3 protein-coding genes are annotated in these 1773 nt (G+C 33.1%); all 3 read right to left on the reverse strand.

Going from position 1 to position 1773, the window contains the following annotated elements; translation table 11 throughout:
- Window positions 1-368: 368 nt before the first annotated feature.
- From DB41_RS09905 to DB41_RS09915, 3 genes are read right to left on the reverse strand one after another with little or no spacing between them, the layout of a single operon-like run.
- Entirely contained in the window at window positions 369-701 is a 333-nt protein-coding gene (locus tag DB41_RS09905; RefSeq protein WP_155117675.1) for a hypothetical protein, read from the reverse strand.
- 46 nt (window positions 702-747) lie between these two features.
- Window positions 748-963, reverse strand: a complete 216-nt coding sequence (locus tag DB41_RS09910) for a hypothetical protein (RefSeq protein ID WP_039386839.1) — start codon at window positions 961-963, stop codon at window positions 748-750.
- A gap of 15 nt (window positions 964-978) precedes the next feature.
- The gene (locus DB41_RS09915) at window positions 979-1569 is read right to left on the reverse strand and encodes a hypothetical protein (RefSeq protein ID WP_039386842.1); all 591 of its coding nucleotides are present in this window, start codon (window positions 1567-1569) and stop codon (window positions 979-981) included.
- Window positions 1570-1773: the final 204 nt, after the last annotated feature.

The following is a 1773-nucleotide window of genomic DNA, read 5'->3' on the forward strand; positions in this document are numbered from 1 at the left end:
ATCTAGCTTATTTGGCCTTATAGTAAAACTTGCAAGAGATTAAGATCATTATAATAATTTTTAATAATTATAATGCAGCGTAGTTTGAGAAAAAAGCTTCTAAAAATTTGCCTCAGGGCAAAAAATGCTTTAAATCATCTGCACGACAGCGATCTTTGTAGATGGGAGTATACATAGAACAGTTAAGCCTAGAACACAGGCTGCTGGAGAGGAGGCTTGAACCATAAGGTTTTTTCCAAGAGGATTTGTGGGAAAGCTATAAAAATTTTTAATTAAATAGCTTTCCTTGGAATTTACTTAGAAGAAAAAGAAAATAATATTTAAAATTTTGAGCTTATCTTAAAAAGTTTAGCTTTATTTTAAATATACTAAAAAGAATCATTTATTTTCTCTAATCCTATCCCTAAACTTTCGGGCCAAGAATATTTATACCCTTTTCCCGACCAATAATTGTCATCCAATCCATTTAAGTGTTTATGACCACCGCTCCATCCAAGCGGCTCTCGATAGGCTATTTCATATTGCTTTCGAGTATAGTAATAAAATACTTTATAATATCCATCCGTATAATCAAAGGTATACCAGGGGCTATCACACTCGCGCCAACGCCATGGTATATCAGTACGTCGAGGTTTTATCTTGATAGGAAGTAATCTTAAGAAAAGAAGTAATCTTGTAAAGCAATTACGGATCTTTGCCATTCTATCACTATTTCTATAAAGCATATCAATAGGATAAACAATAGCTTTACCACATTCCCTCTCGGTTTCGTCGAAATGAGGATTTTTTTTTCACTAACTCCAAAACTTTGCCTGCTAATGCATCTATAGGCAAGGTACCCTCGTAACCTAAAACAGTGATATAGCGAGTTCCCCAAAAAGAAACATGGACTTTCGCCTTACAAGCTAAGGGTTTTAACTCGGTAAATGAAGATACACTTTCTAAAATTTTTTTAATACCCATGCAATATGCCCATCTTTATTCCAAAGGTCTAAACATTATTCTTATAATTTCATTAATAATATCAAAATCTTGTTTGTTAAGAAAAGCTCTTTTTCCAACTATTAGGTGATGAAATAAATTTTGCTGGTTTCTTAGCTCTTTATATTTTCTTTTGGAATTTAATTTTATATAATCGCAAGGAGTTTCCAGCAACAAGGAACTTACTAAGGGTTCACAAAGGCTTTTTATCGCAGCTTTTAGCGCTTTATGAGAAATTTCCTCAATAAGAGGGATGATTCCCGCTAAAGGGCTAAAGAGAAAATTCGTTCCCCCATACAATGAAATATTCATGCTGGCTAATTTGTTTTTAGCCCACATGATGCAGTTATAAGAAGTCTCTTTTAATTTCCATCCATTACCTTCATAATCATATACGATTTCCAGCCTATTAAAATTTTCTTCTCTTTCTATTTTTTCCTTTTCAATGCAGGCTGCTTGAAAGGATGTAAATTTTTTTATAGTATGGGAGTTTTCTTTTCCTCTAATATTAAATTTAAGTGGGTTTTTTATTCCTTTATCCTTGTTATCATTCTGTTTTTTAATTTCTTTGTTGACCTCGTTTAACATGGCTTCTACGAACCTATCCCGATAATATTGAAAAATTTAAATTTGTGGTGTATACTCTTCTTTTTTAAGAAAGAGAAGACGTATGCCAGGAAGATTTGAAGGACTTACAGATACTCAATGGAGAATCTTACAACCGCTTTTGCCGCAGAATCCTCCAAAAAATTTAAAGGGAAAGCCGCATACTCCCTGGAGAAAGATTTGTGA

Origin of the sequence: Neochlamydia sp. TUME1, assembly GCF_000813645.1 — a bacterium.
Taxonomy (GTDB): domain Bacteria; phylum Chlamydiota; class Chlamydiia; order Chlamydiales; family Parachlamydiaceae; genus Neochlamydia.